At 55.9% G+C, this 15,159-nt stretch carries 16 protein-coding genes; 5 read left to right on the top strand and 11 right to left on the bottom strand.

The window, feature by feature from the left end; all coding sequences use genetic code 11:
- The first annotated feature begins 22 nt into the window (after window positions 1-22).
- On the top strand, window positions 23-961 hold the full coding sequence (gene potH, locus AC4PCC_RS13595; RefSeq protein ID WP_492127523.1) for a putrescine ABC transporter permease PotH: 939 nt from the start codon (window positions 23-25) through the stop codon (window positions 959-961).
- Window positions 958-1,803 (top strand): putrescine ABC transporter permease PotI, encoded by an 846-nt coding sequence (potI, locus tag AC4PCC_RS13590; protein WP_067702761.1) that lies wholly within the window; start codon window positions 958-960, stop codon window positions 1,801-1,803. The genes potH and potI overlap by 4 nt, the downstream gene beginning before the upstream one ends.
- Before the next feature lie 50 nt (window positions 1,804-1,853).
- Here the strand turns inward: potI and AC4PCC_RS13585 are convergent, their stop codons facing one another.
- The 6 genes from AC4PCC_RS13585 to AC4PCC_RS13560 form a co-directional block, all read right to left on the bottom strand.
- Window positions 1,854-2,597, bottom strand: a complete 744-nt coding sequence (locus AC4PCC_RS13585; protein WP_492124869.1) for a transporter substrate-binding domain-containing protein — start codon at window positions 2,595-2,597, stop codon at window positions 1,854-1,856.
- 126 nt (window positions 2,598-2,723) lie between these two features.
- Entirely contained in the window at window positions 2,724-3,392 is a 669-nt protein-coding gene (gene artM, locus AC4PCC_RS13580) for an arginine ABC transporter permease ArtM (RefSeq protein ID WP_492124868.1), read from the bottom strand.
- Window positions 3,392-4,108, bottom strand: coding sequence for an arginine ABC transporter permease ArtQ (gene artQ, locus AC4PCC_RS13575; RefSeq protein ID WP_345831254.1), 717 nt, complete (start codon window positions 4,106-4,108; stop codon window positions 3,392-3,394). Before artQ ends, artM begins: the two co-directional genes overlap by 1 nt.
- A gap of 7 nt (window positions 4,109-4,115) precedes the next feature.
- Window positions 4,116-4,847 carry an arginine ABC transporter substrate-binding protein gene (gene artJ, locus AC4PCC_RS13570; RefSeq protein WP_492124867.1) on the bottom strand — a complete coding sequence of 244 codons (732 nt, stop codon included), beginning with the start codon at window positions 4,845-4,847 and terminating at the stop codon, window positions 4,116-4,118.
- Window positions 4,848-4,861: 14 nt separating this feature from the next.
- Window positions 4,862-5,590: an arginine ABC transporter ATP-binding protein ArtP gene (gene artP / locus AC4PCC_RS13565; RefSeq protein ID WP_345831256.1), complete on the bottom strand. Its 729-nt coding sequence runs from the start codon at window positions 5,588-5,590 to the stop codon at window positions 4,862-4,864.
- Between the two features lie 254 nt (window positions 5,591-5,844).
- Window positions 5,845-6,387 (bottom strand): lipoprotein, encoded by a 543-nt coding sequence (locus AC4PCC_RS13560; protein WP_067702779.1) that lies wholly within the window; start codon window positions 6,385-6,387, stop codon window positions 5,845-5,847.
- 104 nt (window positions 6,388-6,491) lie between these two features.
- Here AC4PCC_RS13560 and AC4PCC_RS13555 point away from each other — a divergent pair, with 104 nt between their 5' ends.
- Window positions 6,492-7,334 carry an N-acetylmuramoyl-L-alanine amidase gene (locus AC4PCC_RS13555; RefSeq protein WP_492124866.1) on the top strand — a complete coding sequence of 281 codons (843 nt, stop codon included), beginning with the start codon at window positions 6,492-6,494 and terminating at the stop codon, window positions 7,332-7,334.
- Here AC4PCC_RS13555 and ltaE read toward each other — a convergent pair.
- The 4 genes from ltaE to cspD all read right to left on the bottom strand — a co-directional run bounded on the left by ltaE (window position 7,294) and on the right by cspD (window position 11,644).
- The gene (gene ltaE / locus AC4PCC_RS13550) at window positions 7,294-8,361 is read right to left on the bottom strand and encodes a low-specificity L-threonine aldolase (RefSeq protein WP_492124865.1); all 1,068 of its coding nucleotides are present in this window, start codon (window positions 8,359-8,361) and stop codon (window positions 7,294-7,296) included. The two genes, AC4PCC_RS13555 and ltaE, sit on opposite strands and share 41 nt — an antisense overlap.
- A 64-nt stretch (window positions 8,362-8,425) precedes the next feature.
- Window positions 8,426-10,147 carry a ubiquinone-dependent pyruvate dehydrogenase gene (gene poxB, locus AC4PCC_RS13545; RefSeq protein WP_492124864.1) on the bottom strand — a complete coding sequence of 574 codons (1,722 nt, stop codon included), beginning with the start codon at window positions 10,145-10,147 and terminating at the stop codon, window positions 8,426-8,428.
- Between the two features lie 126 nt (window positions 10,148-10,273).
- Window positions 10,274-11,173, bottom strand: a complete 900-nt coding sequence (locus tag AC4PCC_RS13540; RefSeq protein WP_492127522.1) for a LysO family transporter — start codon at window positions 11,171-11,173, stop codon at window positions 10,274-10,276.
- Between the two features lie 243 nt (window positions 11,174-11,416).
- On the bottom strand, window positions 11,417-11,644 hold the full coding sequence (cspD, locus tag AC4PCC_RS13535) for a cold shock-like protein CspD (protein ID WP_067702791.1): 228 nt from the start codon (window positions 11,642-11,644) through the stop codon (window positions 11,417-11,419).
- 318 nt (window positions 11,645-11,962) lie between these two features.
- Here cspD and clpS point away from each other — a divergent pair, with 318 nt between their 5' ends.
- Window positions 11,963-12,283 carry an ATP-dependent Clp protease adapter ClpS gene (clpS, locus tag AC4PCC_RS13530; protein WP_067703691.1) on the top strand — a complete coding sequence of 107 codons (321 nt, stop codon included), beginning with the start codon at window positions 11,963-11,965 and terminating at the stop codon, window positions 12,281-12,283.
- Window positions 12,284-12,311: 28 nt separating this feature from the next.
- Window positions 12,312-14,588 (top strand): ATP-dependent Clp protease ATP-binding subunit ClpA, encoded by a 2,277-nt coding sequence (gene clpA / locus AC4PCC_RS13525; protein WP_067702796.1) that lies wholly within the window; start codon window positions 12,312-12,314, stop codon window positions 14,586-14,588.
- Window positions 14,589-14,691: 103 nt separating this feature from the next.
- Here clpA and infA read toward each other — a convergent pair whose 3' ends face one another.
- Window positions 14,692-14,910, bottom strand: a complete 219-nt coding sequence (gene infA, locus AC4PCC_RS13520) for a translation initiation factor IF-1 (protein ID WP_002211347.1) — start codon at window positions 14,908-14,910, stop codon at window positions 14,692-14,694.
- Window positions 14,911-15,159: the final 249 nt, after the last annotated feature.

Below are 15,159 nucleotides of genomic sequence, written 5' to 3'. Positions count from 1 at the left end.
GGGCGCGATGGCTGAACCTGAGATGAAACACGCCGCCCGTCCGCAGGGCCGCTTCGGCATTGTCGTTGATCGCCTACAGAGGCGGCAGGGGCGACGGCTGGTAATTGCCCTGCCGTGGCTCTGGCTGGTGCTGCTGTTCCTGCTGCCCTTCCTGATCGTGCTTAAAATTAGCTTTGCCGATATCGCCCGCGCGATCCCGCCCTATACCGATCTGGTCACCTGGGCAGACGGCCAGCTCCAGATGGTGCTGAACGTTGGCAATTATCTGACCCTGACTGACGATCCGCTGTATGTGGATGCCTATCTACACTCATTGCAGGTGGCGGCGGTATCGACGATTATCTGCCTGCTGATCGGTTATCCGCTGGCGTGGGCTGTCGCACATAGCGCGCCAGGCACCCGTAATATTCTGCTGCTGCTGATTATCCTGCCCTCCTGGACCTCCTTTCTGGTACGGGTATATGCCTGGATGGGCATTCTGAATAATAATGGCATTCTTAATCGTTTTCTTATGTGGACAGGTATTATCGATCATCCGCTGGCCATTCTTTACACCAACCTCGCAGTCTACATTGGCATTGTTTACTGCTACCTGCCGTTTATGGTGCTGCCGCTGTACACCGCGCTCACGCGTATCGACTATTCGCTGGTGGAAGCTTCCTTAGATCTGGGCGCCCGCCCGCTGAAAACCTTCTTCCAGGTGATTGTGCCGCTGACAAAGGGCGGCATTATTGCCGGATCGATGCTGGTATTTATTCCCGCCGTTGGTGAGTATGTGATACCCGAACTGCTGGGCGGCCCTGACAGCATAATGATTGGGCGCGTGCTCTGGCAGGAGTTTTTCAACAATCGCGACTGGCCGGTCGCCTCCGCACTGGCGGTGATTATTCTGCTGATCCTCATCCTGCCTATCATCTGGTTTCACAAGCATCAGAATAAAGAGATGGGGGAAAAGGGATGAGCAGCCTGCCAACAATCCGCTCGCCGTGGCGTACCGCGATCCTGATAGTGGGCTTTTTTTTCCTGTATGCGCCGATGGCACTGCTGGTCTTCTATTCGTTTAATTCATCGCAGCTTGCCGCCTGGGAGAGTTTCTCGCTGCACTGGTATCAGGTTCTGTTTCACGATGACGCGATGATCGATGCCGTGGCGCTAAGCCTGAGCATTGCCGCGCTGGCGGCGACGGCGGCGCTGCTGTTAGGCACCCTTGCTGCCGTGGTCATCGTGCGCTTTGGCCGCTTTAAAGGGTCTACTGGCTTCGCCTTTATGCTTACTGCACCGCTGGTGATGCCGGATGTGATAACCGGCCTGTCGCTGCTGTTGCTCTTCGTGGCAATGGGACATGCTATTGGCTGGCCCGCCGACCGCGGGATGCTGACCATCTGGCTGGCCCATGTGACCTTTTGTACGGCCTATGTGGCGGTAGTGATCAATGCCCGCCTGCGTGAGCTGGATCGCTCGATTGAGGAGGCCGCAATGGACCTGGGCGCCGCGCCGCTTAAGGTTTTCTTTGTAATAACGCTGCCTATGATTGCGCCAGCGATGGTAACCGGCTGGCTGCTGGCGTTTACGCTGTCGCTGGACGATCTGGTGATCGCCAGCTTTGTCACCGGACCGGGGGCGACCACGCTGCCGATGCAAATTTTTGCCACCGTGCGCCGGGGCGTGAACCCGGAAATTAATGCGCTGGCGTCGCTGATCCTGTTTGTCGTCGGCATCGTCGGTTTTATCGCCTGGCGATTTATGGCATATGAAGAGAAGCAGCGGCTGAGGGATATTCAGCGGGCGCGCAGGGGCGGGTAAGTGCAGGTACGGGTAACCGCAGGGACGGGTAAACTGTAGGCGGGCCGCTGCTACTCCTGCTGCGCGGGCTCAAACCAGTGCAGCGCCAGCCGCTGTACGGTACCGTCCCCGGTCAGGCTCTGGAGGGCCTGATTCAGAGCGTTTAGCAGTTCGTCATCCCCTTTGCGCACCGCGATGCCCATGCCGTTATCGAAGTAGCGACTGTCGGAAATCTCCCCACCCACCGTCGCCAGCTGCGGATGCGCTTTCAGCATGCTTCTGATCACTACCGTATCACCGATGATCCCATCCAGCCGATGCTTACTGATATCCAGCAGAGCATTCTGGTAGCTATCGTAGGTCACCGCAATAATCTCAGGCCATCTGTCCCGCAGGTAGGCCTGCTGCGTGGAGAGATTGCGTACCCCCACGCGTTTGCCTTTGAGCTGGGCAATTTGCCAGAAGCGTCCTTTTGGCACGACCATCAGGCTTGAGTTACCTATATAGGGCTGGGTAAAGTCAACCTCGTTCTGGCGCTCATCGGTTATATCCATACCGGAGATAATGGCATCATCGTGATGATATTTAAGAGAAGGCAGCAGGCGGTCAAAGGTATTATTGGTAAAGAGGCAGCTTCTCTTCAGGCGCTGACAAAGCGCGTTTGCCAGATCGATATCAAATCCCACCAGCTGATTATGGTCGTTCAGATACTCAAAAGGAGGGTTGTTACCGGAAGTCGCGAAGCGCAGAGAAGACCCGGCTTCTGCCTGGATGCTGAGACAGGCAAGCACCAGGGCCAGAGCGATTTTAAGCATGGGGTAACGGTCCTTGCGTTATTTCAGCGACCCAGTATGCCGCAGGCGGAAAGGGAGCTATCCCAGGATTAGCCCACAAAGAAGGGCTTTTACCCGACGATTCCCGGTGGCTACCCACCGGGAAGGTTAGTTACGGTGTTCAAAGTCCAGCGCGCGATGCTCGATAAACCGCATAAGCAGCGTCAGCAGGCCATTGACACACAGATAAATCAGGCCCGCTGCGGCAAACACAGTGACGTCATAGGTGCGACCATACAACAGCTGACCCTGGCCCATGACCTCCATCAGCGTAATGGTATAAGCCAGTGACGTCCCTTTGAATACCAGCACCACCTCGTTTGACCAGGAGGAGAGGGCGCGTTTCAATGCATACGGCAGCAAAATACGCAGCGTATTTTTGCGATCCATTCCCAGCGCCGCGCAGGATTGCCACTGACCGGCGGGAATAGCGCGTACGGCACCATAAAACAGCTGGGTGGTGTAGGCCGCACTGTTGAGAGAGAGTGCCAGCAGGGCGCAAAGCCAGGGCTGGGACAGAAAATGCCATAGCCAGGGGATTGACTGGAGTGACGGGAACTGACCGGGGCCGTAGTAGATCAAAAAGATCTGCACCAGCAGCGGTGTACCGGTAAAGAGAGTGATATAGCCGCGCACCAGCAGGCTTAGCACCGGTGTTTTAAGCGCAAGCACCACCGTAAACAGCAGGGCTAAAAGCAGCGCCAGCGCCAGCGAGGCGGCGGTTAGCGTCAGGCTGGTATGCAGTCCTTTCAGCAGGTCAGGCAGATAGCTCAGCATTAGATATTCCCCTGCTCAAAACGCGTGGCGCGCGCATCAAGGCGTTTCAATACCTGCTGACTCAGCAGGGTCACCACCAGATAAATTGCTGCGGCAACCAGATACCAGGTAAAAGGCTGCTGCGTGCGGGCTGCAATACTTTTGGTCTGCAACATAATGTCATTGACGCTTATCAGCGAAACCAGCGCAGTATCCTTCAGCAGCACCAGCCACTGATTGCCCAGGCCCGGCAGCGCATGTCGCCACATTTGCGGCAGGATCAGCCGGAAAAAAATCGCCGCTCTTTTCATGCCCAGCGCCTGACCCGACTCCCACTGCCCCAGCGGTACCGCTTTCAGCGCGCCGCGCAGGGTCTGCGAGGCATATGAGGCGTAGAGCAGGGAAAGCGCAATTACTCCGCAGAGAAACGGACTGACGTCGAAATTCTCAATCTGCACCTGGACGGGCAGCCTGAAGAAGCCAAAATTGAGCGTAAAGCCGTCCGACAGCGTCAGCAGCAGCTGGGAAGCACCGAAATAGACAAACAGCACGACCAGAATCTCTGGCAGGCCACGAAACAGGGTCATCAGCCCCGTACCGATCCAGGCGAAAGGACGCCAGCGAACCGATTCCCAGGCAGCAAATAGCATCGCCAGTATCAGACCGAGGATCAGCGCAGAAACGGCAAGGCCGACGGTCATACCGGCGGCGCTTGCGAGAGGATAGAGTTCGCTCATTCAGGAATTACTGCTGGAACCATTTGCTGTAGATCGTCTTGAAGGTACCGTCGGCTTTGATTTTCTCGAGCGCGGCGTTGAATTTACCCTGTAAGTCGGTATTCCCCTGGCGCACGGCAATGCCGAGACCCTTGCCGAAATAGGCTTTATCAGTAACCTTATCACCGACCGCAGCCAGGTTGGCATTCTGCTTCAGCCACTCATTTACCACGGCGGTATCACCGAATACCGCATCAATGCGACCGTTTTTCAGGTCGAGAACGGCATTCTGGTAGCTGTCGTAAGGAACGGTGGTGACGCCGCTCATTTTATCTGCCAGATAGCGCTGATGGGTGGTGCCATTCTGTACGCCAACGCGCTTGCCTTTCAGAGCGTCAACGGAAGCCACTTTGCCTTTCTGCGCAATAAACAGCGCAGAATTATCGTAATACGGCTTAGTGAACAGCACCTGCTTTTCGCGCTCGGCAGTGATGTCCATCCCGGCCATTACGGCATCAAAACGGCGGAATTTAAGGCTTGGGATCAGGCTGTCAAAGGCCTGATTGGTGAAGGTGCAGGTCGCGTCCATTTCGCGGCAGAGTGCGTTTGCCAGATCGACGTCAAATCCCTGGATCTTGTTATCAGAGTCGACAAATTCAAACGGAGGGTAGGACGCCTCAGTAGCAAAACGAATGGTTTCTGCGGCGGTGGCACTCAGGCTTAAACCCGCTAATAGCGCGGCAAGTACGATTTTTTTCATTATGATGTCCTGCATTAATGCGAGAGATAGTGGGCAAACTCATCGGTCTGCGGCTGTGAAAAACGACTGGCATCACCCTGTTCAACAATAAAACCATTTTCCATATAGACCACGCGGGTGGCGGTTTTACGGGCAACTTCAACCTCATGGGTCACAATCACCTGAGTGATCCGGGTCTGTGCCAGCTCCTGAATGATGGAGACGATTTGCGCGGTAATTTCAGGATCCAGCGCGGCGGTCGGCTCGTCGAACAGCAGCACGGCTGGCTCCATCATCAGCGCCCGGGCAATGGCTACGCGCTGCTGCTGGCCGCCAGAGAGGTGCAGCGGGAAGCGATCGGCAAATTTTGTCAGGCGCAGGCGCTCAAGCAGCTTATCCGCCCGGGCTCGCGCTGCGTCTTTACCCAGCCCCAGCACGCGGCAGGGGGCTTCAGTCAGATTCTGCATCACCGTCAGATGCGGCCACAGATTATATTGCTGGAATACCATTCCCACATTCTGACGCAGCTCGCGGATAGCATTCTCAGACGGGGGTTTACTGAAGTCGAAGTGATTACCTGCAATGCTCAGGGTGCCGGAACGGGGCATCTCCAGCAGGTTAAGCACGCGCAGCAGGGAGCTCTTACCGGCACCGCTTGGACCCAGCAAAACCAGCGTCTCGCCCTCGGGGCAGGTGAGCTGAATGTCGAACAGTGCCTGGTGGGCACCGTAAAAGCAGTTAATTCCGTTAAGTTGAATACTCATGCGCAATAAGTGAATAGCAATTGATTCTGCGAATCTTAACGTTGACGGCATAGTTATGCAATCATTGTGCAGATATAGAGTTAACATCCGCTATAAAAGGGCAGTCATTTAGAGCGAATGCCCAGGCAACGGATGAGGGCAGGCAGGGGGCAGCCGCAGTAGACTGGCGAGGCCAGGCAGGGGACAGACGCAATAGACTGGCGGAGGAGCGGGGCTGAAATATCCATGCCGCCAGGGAGCGGCATGGAGCAGAACTATTTCAGCAGTCGCTGGCTTAACGATCCGCCATCCAGGTGGGGAGCCTGACTGGTATAGCGAATATCATCAACCGCCCAGCAGGTGCCTTCACGCACCATCAGCACTTCATCCTGCCATTCGACCGGCTTGCTGCCGTTGCGGCTAAGTGATACGCGCAGCGGAATATTACGTGCATCAGTATTCGGGATAGTAGAGGCATCAGCCACGCTGGCAGAATCCGGTCCGGCTGGCAGACTGGAGAAGATATCTCCCTGCATCAGGGCCGGATCCCTGCCGTTTTCACCACTGGCTTTCAGCAGCGTCTGATACAGCTTGTCACTGAGATAGGGGCGATATTTTGCCAACAGCTGGGCGTCAGGTAAGCCCTGGGTTGGCTGCCCGGTGCGCAGGTCATAGAATTTCTGCGCTACGGTATCCGGGCCACCATCAACGCAGGGACTCATCCGGGTTCCGATATCCTTGTACGCCGGTTGTACCGTGGTACAGGCACTCAGCAGCAGCGCCAGCGGAGCCAAAACGGCGATCGCCTGGTATTTCATCTTATTTTCCTTATTGTTTCGGGATGACGTTGTTTTAGCATAAAGTATAGACGCTTACGAAGCCGCTGGGTTACCGCCGGAATCAACATCCTAAGGTAGAGAAAATGAAATTTTTAACGCCCCTTTTGCTGACAACTCTGGCCCTGCTGCTGAGTGCCTGTAGCCCGACGGGGCTTGAGCGGCACGCGGGATACGTGGTGGATTCGCGTCAACATGCTTTGGGGGCACGGCCGCGTATCAAAATGCTGGTGATCCACTATACCGCGCAGGATTACCCCACTTCACTGGCTATTCTGACCGATCGCGAGGTCAGCGCACATTACCTGATCGCTGCGGCTCCGCCACGGAAGGGGGGGCAGCCCACCGTATCCCGACTGGTTCCTGAAGAGCAGCTGGCATGGCATGCGGGCAGCAGCTACTGGCGCGGAGCAACCCGCATAAACGATATCTCGGTGGGGATTGAACTGGAGAATCAGGGCTATCACCGCTCGGCGCTCGGCGGACGCGAGTGGTATCCGTTCGCTGCCCCGCAGATCGCGGCGCTGGCGCCGCTGGCGCGGGATATCATCCTTCGCTACGGCATTTTGCCGCAAAACGTGGTGGGCCACAGCGATATTGCCCCGCAGCGCAAGCAGGACCCCGGCCCGCTGTTTCCCTGGCAGTGGCTGGCGAGCCAGGGCGTGGGTGCCTGGCCAGACGCCGGTCGGGTCGCGTTCTGGCTTGCCGGCAGGCCGCCTGAACAGGCGGTTGATGGGGGGCAATTGCTGACGTTACTGGCGCGCTACGGCTACCAGGTCACGCCCGGCATGTCAGCACAGCAGCAGCAACAGGTGATTGCTGCCTTCCAGATGCACTTCCGGCCGGAGGACTATCGGGGCCTGCCGGACGCCCAGAGCGAAGCCATTGTTAAGGCGCTGCTGGATAAGTATGGCTCGGAGCAGGCGTAGCGGGGTGGACAGTTTGTCCCGGAGGCTGCTGCGCCAGGAAAGCATGCCAGTGGTCTGTCAGCTTCTCCAGGGCGGGACGATCGATATTCAGATGCGTAACCAGGCGGGTGACCGGCCCGGTGCTTAGCACAATGTCGTGATCGCGCATCCAGCTTTTAAGCGGCGCCACCTGTGCTTCCGGCAGGCGGACAAACACCATATTGGTATCCTGACCCATCACGTTTACGCCGATCCCCCGCAGCTGCTCAGCCAGCCAGGCGGCATTATCGTGGTCCTCCCGCAGGCGCGTGACGTTATGTTCAAGCGCATACAGGCCCGCCGCCGCCAGAATCCCCACCTGACGCATGGCGCCGCCGGTCATTTTGCGCCAGCGGCGCGCGCGTTGAATATAGTCGGCGCTGCCGCACAGCAGCGACCCGACCGGGGTTCCCAGCCCTTTCGACAGGCAAATGGTCAGCGTATCGCAGTAGCGGGTAATGTCGGTCAGCGGCACGTTCAGCGCCACGCTGGCGTTGAAAATACGTGCGCCGTCGATATGCAGCGCCAGGCGGTGACGTCGCGTAAATTCCCAGGCCTGCGCCAGATAGCTTAGCGGCAGCACCTTGCCATTATGGGTATTTTCCAGGCTGAGCAGTCGGGTGATAGCAAAGTGGAAATCATCCGGCTTGATAAACTGCTCCACTACATCGAGTGGCAGGGTACCGTCGGCAGCGGCCAGAATGGGCTGGGGCTGAATACCGCCCAGAACGGCGGCTCCACCCGCTTCATACTTATAATTATGCGCGAGCTGTCCGACAATATACTCTTCCCCGCGCTGACAGTGGCACAGTAGCGCCACCAGATTGGCCTGGGTTCCGCTGGGCATAAACAGCGCGGCCTCTTTCCCGCTCATCGCGGCGGCTTTCGCTTCCAGCGCACGCATCGTTGGGTCATCGCCGTAAACGTCATCGCCGGTTTCGGCGGTCATCATGGCAGACAGCATCGGCTGGCTCGGTTGGGTGACGGTATCACTGCGTAAATCAATCATCTGTGCGTTCCTCTTATGAAAACGGACGCCGTAGCGTCCGTATAATAAAAGACCTGCAAATGTTTTACCGCAGCCAGTTGGTTTTAGCCAGTTCTACCACTTCATCGCCGCGACCATTAATGATGGCCCGCAGCATATAGAGACTAAATCCTTTTGCCTGTTCCATTTTGATCTGCGGCGGCATCGCCAGCTCTTCCTTCGCGGTGATGACATCCAGCAGCACCGGGCCGTCAAAGGCCATCGCTTCCTGAATGGCGCCGTCAAGGTCAGAGGCGCGCTCCACGCGGATGCCTTTGACGCCGCAGGCCTGGGCAATGGCAGCAAAGTCAGGATTTTCCAGCGTGGTACCATCGGTCAGGTAGCCACCGGCTTTCATCTCCATAGCGACGAAGCCGAGCACGCTATTGTTGAAGATCACCAGCTTCACCGGCAGCTTAAGCTGCGCAACGGTGAGGAAATCGCCCATCAACATGCTGAAGCCGCCGTCACCGCACATGGCGACGACCTGACGCTGCCTGTCAATAGCCTGTGCACCGAGTGCCTGCGGCATGGCATTGGCCATTGAGCCGTGGTTAAACGAACCGATAAGGCGGCGCTTTCCGTTCATTTTCAGATAGCGGGCGGCCCAGACCGTTGGCGTGCCCACGTCGCAGGTGAATATCGCATCGTCGTCGGCGTAGCGGCTGAGCTGCTGGGCCACATACTGCGGGTGGATCGCCTGATTATCATTGGCGTTAGCCAGGCTGTCGAGATCCTTTCGCGCATCGGCGTAGTGCGACAGCGCCTTATCCAGGAAGCGGCGGTCACTTTTGATCTCCAGCTGGGGAAGCAGGGCGCTCAGCGTCGATTTAATGTCCCCCACCAGCGCCATATCCACGTGGCAGTGCGAGCCAATACTGCCAGGATTGATATCGATCTGAATAATTTTGGCATCGGCAGGGTAGAACGCGCGGTAGGGAAACTGGGTACCGAGCAGAATAAGCGTATCGGCGTTCATCATGGCGTGATACCCGGACGAGAAGCCAATCAGGCCGGTCATGCCGACATCGTACGGGTTATCATATTCCACGTGCTCTTTCCCGCGCAGCGCATGCACGATGGGTGCCTTCAGCGTTTCGGCCAGACGGACCACCTCGTCGTGCGCGCCCGCGCAGCCCGCACCGCACATCAGGGTGATGTTTTCGGCCTCGTTCAGCAGTGCGGCCAGCTTATCCATTTCGCCTGCGGGCGGCTGAACAACCGGCAGCTGTGGCGGATACCAGTTAGCGGTCGCCCCTTCCGGTGCGGCCTGCAGAGCAATATCCCCCGGCAGCACCACCACGGAGACGCCCCGATTCAGAATGGCTTTGCGCATGGCGATTGCGAGCACCTGAGGCAGCTGCTCAGGATTTGAAACCAGTTCACAGTAATGGCTACATTCGCGGAACAGCTCCTGAGGATGCGTCTCCTGAAAATAGCCACTGCCGATCTCGCTGGAGGGAATATGTGCGGCAATGGCCAGCACGGGAACGTGATTTCGGTGGCAGTCGAAAAGACCGTTAATCAGATGGAGGTTACCCGGCCCGCAGGAACCCGCGCAGACGGCCAGCTCGCCGCTGATTTGTGCTTCTGCGCCGGCGGCGAAGGCCGCAACTTCTTCATGACGCGTGGGCATCCATTCGATGGTCCCCATGCGATTCAGGCTGTCGCTCAGGCCGTTCAGCGAGTCGCCGGTCACGCCCCAGATACGTTTAACGCCGGCATTTTCTAATGTTTTAGCCACGAGGGCGGCAACGGACTGTTTCATCTGTAGCTCCTTTCTGGTGTCAGCAGGTCACGTTCTGACAAATAATAAATACTGGAGCATAGTCGACAGGAGGCAAAGTGGCGTCTCAGCACACCGGAAACCGCACGAATACGCCTGAGCGGTCACTCAGGCAGAAAAGAAAGCGATCAGTACCGGGGCTAACAGGCTCAGCACAAAGCCGTGGACGATAGCCGCAGGGACTATCTCGTTCCCGCCGCTGCGCTGTAGTACCGGCAGCGTAAAGTCCATTGAAGTTGCCCCGCAGAGCCCGAGGGCGCTGGAGCGATGGTGAGCGATCAGGGCCGGGATCAGCATAATTGCCAGCAGCTCACGCAGCAGATCGTTAAAAAATGCCGCACTGCCGATAACCGGTCCAAAGGATTCAGTCATCAGAATGCCCGAAAGCGAGTACCAGCCAAAGCCGGAGGCCATGGCCAGTCCGGTTTTTATCGGCAGGCCGAGAATAAGCGCTGCTATTGCCCCGCCAGCCATCGCGCTGACGAAAACGACGAAGGCGACAATCGTTCCACGGCGGTTAAGCAGGATCTGGCGCAGCGTCATTCCGCTGCCGCGCAGCTGAAGCCCCACCAGAAAGAGCAGGAAGAGCAGGGCGTATTCACTGGCCTGGCTGGCGAATTTCAGCAGCGGCCAGTGGCACAGTCCCAGCAGAAAGCCAGCAAGCACCACGCCGCACAGCTTGAGCGATTCCAGCGCCATATGCACACGCGAGGGCAGGGCCTGGCTCCGATGCGCGTGCTGCCAGGGCCGACGTGATTCAAGCAGCCGCAGCGCCAGCAGATTGCAAAGCAGAATGGCGGCGGCGCTGACCAGGCAGTAGTGGAAGATAGCCAGCAGATTGGTACCGAGGTTATCCAGAAAGGCGAGGCTGATGCCCATAAAGAACAGGATGATGTAAACCATCCAGCCCAGTAGTCGGTTGACCCCTCTTATCACTGTTGGGTTTTTTGACGGTAGCAGGTAGCCAGCGATGAGGGGCAGCAGAATTGTTAACAATCCGGAGTAGATCACCTGGTCATCCATGAGGAGAAAATATGGCGTTAAATTAGCTAAATTTCTATGTTGAGTAAAGCGCAGGACCAGATGGAAGTGGCATCAGGAAAAATAGCGGAAATAAGTCTGATTTCGCGGCCTTGAAATATGTCGCGGCATCCCAATCTTAGTAAAGTCGGTAAACGTAACAGATAGAAATGCCAGCCTGAGTTGCTGGCATTTTATTCAAGGGTTAGTCAGAATGTGTTAAGGATAAGGTCAGGCATCGACGGCCATCGCTTCTTCTACAGGAACGATCAGGCTGGCGTGATTGCCTTTTGGCCCCTGATGCACATCAAACTGGACTTGCTGTCCGGCTTTCAGCGTTCTGTAACCGTCCATCTGAATGGTTGAGTAGTGTGCGAAGATATCCTCGCCGCCGCTGACCGGACAGATAAAGCCGAAGCCTTTGGCATTATTGAACCATTTAACAGTACCCGTCTCCATGCTTCTACATCCCTCGCAAGACAATCAATTGAGTGGGGTGGTGAGGCAGATAGCCTCAAAGCTGGTTAAAACGCATCCAGCTTATGCCTGTACTGTAGATAAATGGCTTAATGCGTCAAGCATCGGGGACGTTATGACGGCAACAAAATCATCAAAATATGAGGCAGTTAACGCTATTGACGATTTTGTGATGAAGGTCGCTAAGCACTATTTTGCGACAAAAACGCATCGGGCCGGGGCAAAATTCTGAGTGTGTTAAACTTACTTTGAATGATGCCGGGCTGGCGTGAGCAGACAACGTTTACAAACCGGGTACGTATGGGAAAGACTAACGACTGGCTTAATTTTGAACAGCTTGCAGATGACAAATTGCGTGAAGGCCTCAAGCCACCTTCGATGTATAAAGTTATTTTAAACAATGACGATTATACACCTATGGAATTTGTTATTGACGTACTGCAAAAGTTCTTTTCTTATGATGTAGAACGTGCAACGCAACTGATGCTTACGGTTCACTATCAGGGAAAGGCGATCTGCGGTGTTTTTACTGCTGAAGTGGCAGAAACCAAAGTCGCTCATATCAATAAGTACGCCAGGGAGAATGAGCATCCGTTGCTGTGTACGCTGGAAAAAGCCTGAATAAGGCGATCTATTGGGGGAGGTGCCTATGCTCAATCAAGAACTGGAACTCAGTTTAAACATGGCTTTCGCCAGAGCGCGCGAGCACCGTCACGAGTTTATGACCGTCGAGCATTTGTTACTGGCGCTGCTCAGTAACCCGTCGGCCAGAGAGGCACTGGAAGCCTGTACGGTAGATATTGTGGCTCTCCGGCAGGAGCTTGAAGCCTTCATCGAACAAACCACCCCGGTCTTGCCGGTCAGCGAAGAAGAACGTGATACCCAGCCTACGCTGAGCTTCCAGCGTGTACTGCAACGGGCGGTTTTTCACGTCCAGTCATCCGGCCGCAGCGAAGTGGCGGGGGCAAACGTACTGGTCGCTATTTTCAGCGAGCAGGAATCCCAGGCTGCCTATTTGCTGCGTAAGCATGAGGTCAGCCGCCTTGACGTGGTTAATTTCATTTCACACGGTACGCGCAAAGACGAACCTGGCCAGGCGCCGGGTGCGGAAAATCCCGTTAACGAAGAGCAGGCAGGGGGGGAGGAACGTATGGAGAACTTCACCACCAATCTTAACCAGCTTGCTCGCGTCGGCGGAATCGATCCGCTGATTGGACGCGATAAAGAGCTGGAGCGTACCGTTCAGGTGCTGTGCCGCCGTCGCAAAAATAACCCGCTGCTGGTGGGTGAATCCGGCGTAGGTAAAACCGCCATTGCTGAAGGGCTTGCCTGGCGTATCGTCCAGGGCGAAGTGCCGGAAGTGATGAAGGATGCCACCATCTATTCGCTGGATATCGGCTCTCTGCTGGCCGGGACTAAGTATCGCGGCGACTTCGAAAAACGCTTTAAGGCGCTGTTAAAGCAGCTCGAGCAGGATAACAGCAGTATTCTGTTTATCGATGAGATCCATACGATCATCGGGGCGGGTGCCGCATCGGGTGGGCAGGTTGATGCCGCAAACCTGATTAAACCGCTGCTTTCGAGCGGGAAAATTCGGGTAATGGGCTCCACCACCTATCAGGAGTTCAGCAACATCTTCGAAAAAGATCGTGCGCTGGCGCGTCGTTTCCAGAAAATCGACATTACCGAACCGTCGGTGGATGAAACGGTGCAGATCCTTAACGGACTGAAGCCGAAGTATGAAGCGCACCATGACGTTCGCTATACGGCGAAAGCCGTACGCGCCGCCGTGGAGCTGGCTGTTAAGTATATCAACGATCGCCATTTGCCCGATAAGGCCATTGACGTCATTGATGAAGCGGGCGCGCGGGCGCGTCTGATGCCGGTCAGCAAGCGTAAGAAAACGGTTAACGTGGCGGATATCGAATCGGTGGTGGCGCGTATTGCGCGTATTCCTGAGAAGAGCGTATCCGCGACCGATCGCGACACGCTGAGAAACCTCGGCGATCGCCTGAAGATGCTGGTATTTGGTCAGGATAATGCCATTGAAGCGCTGACCGAAGCGATCAAGATGAGCCGTGCTGGCCTGAGTCAGGACCGTAAACCGGTGGGTTCTTTCCTGTTTGCCGGGCCGACCGGCGTCGGGAAAACCGAAGTGACGGTACAGCTGGCGAAGGCGCTGGGTATTGAGCTGCTGCGTTTTGATATGTCCGAATATATGGAGCGTCATACCGTCAGCCGACTGATTGGTGCGCCTCCGGGCTATGTCGGTTTCGATCAGGGTGGCCTGCTGACCGATGCGGTTATCAAGCATCCGCATGCGGTTGTGCTGTTTGATGAAATTGAAAAAGCGCACCCGGACGTGTTCAATCTGCTGCTACAGGTCATGGACAACGGTATGCTGACCGATAACAACGGTCGTAAAGCCGATTTCCGCAATGTGGTCGTGGTCATGACGACTAACGCTGGCGTGCGGGAAACCGAGCGTAAATCCATCGGTCTGATCCATCAGGACAACAGCACCGACGCGATGGAAGAGATCAAGAAGATCTTTACGCCGGAATTCCGCAACCGTCTGGACAACATTATCTGGTTCAAACATCTTGATACCGAGGTGATTCATCAGGTAGTGGACAAGTTCATTGTTGAACTTCAGGCGCAGCTGGATGCGAAAGGCGTGTCGCTGGAAGTCAGTGATGAGGCCCGTGACTGGCTGGCGGTGAAGGGGTATGACAAAGCGATGGGCGCGCGTCCGATGGCGCGTACCGTGCAGGAAAACCTCAAGAAACCGCTGGCGAACGAGCTGCTGTTTGGATCGCTGGTAGACGGAGGCTCTGTCTCTGTCGCACTGGACAAAGAGAATAACAAGCTGACTTACCACTTCCTTAGCGCTGAGAAGCGTAAAACGGAAGGGACAGTTCACTAACAGCGCGCGAACTGCATTAAATGCAGATAAATAAAAAGGCCGGTTTAAACCGGCCTTTTTTTATGGGCGCTGCGGCAGAGGCGGCAGCACGACTGAATGCGTATTAGCGACTACGGAAGACAATGCGGCCTTTGCTCAGGTCGTACGGGGTCAGCTCTACAGTGACTTTGTCGCCCGTCAGGATGCGGATATAGTTTTTGCGCATTTTACCGGAGATGTGAGCGGTAACCACGTGTCCGTTTTCAAGCTCAACGCGAAACATGGTGTTGGGTAACGTATCCAGTACGGTTCCCTGCATTTCAATATTGTCTTCTTTGGCCATCGAATCCTCTGGGTGTTACAACCTTAGTTTGAACCGGCAAGATAATGCCGAATTTCAAGTATTATGTAAAGAATTGTTGGTGAATTCACCAGCATCAGCCCCTCTGCAGCGCGGCTGAGAGAGGAGCTCACGATTAATTCTGAGTAGTGTATGGGTGTCAACGCGTGAGGGAATTGCGGGCTAAGAATGCGTTTTTCAACCGCTTCTGCGCGGGCTGAAAAGCGTAAAGACAAGTTGCGTTAATATTCC

The organism is Erwinia sp. L03-1 (assembly GCF_058686115.1).
The sequence above is the reverse complement of the archived record's forward strand: the minus strand, read 5'-3'. Positions and strand labels throughout refer to the sequence as shown.